Annotated in this window: 1 pseudogene; it reads right to left on the minus strand. The window is 73.3% G+C overall.

The window, feature by feature from the left end:
• Positions 1 to 292, minus strand: a pseudogene (locus tag ACEPPI_RS40860) (polyketide synthase); the annotation flags it as partial.

Raw genomic sequence — 292 nt, forward strand, 5'->3', positions numbered from 1 at the left:
CAACAGCAGGTGACGCACCCCGTGCTCGGCCACCAGATGCCGGGCGAACAAGCCACCCAGCGAACCGCTCGCACCCGTGACCAGGACCGTGCCCCCGGCATCCCACGCAGGGGCCGCGTCATCAGCCGCGACCGCAGCCCGCGCCAGCCTCGGCACCAGCACCGAACCACCGCGCACCGCCACCTCGGACTCACCCGACGCCAGCGCGGAGGAGAGCGCCTGCTCCACCTCGGCATCGGCATCCACGTCCACCAGGACGATCCGCCCCGGGTTCTCCGACTGCGCCGACCGC

The organism is Streptomyces sp. AB3(2024) (genome assembly GCF_041862025.1).
In the GTDB taxonomy this organism is placed as follows: domain Bacteria; phylum Actinomycetota; class Actinomycetes; order Streptomycetales; family Streptomycetaceae; genus Streptomyces.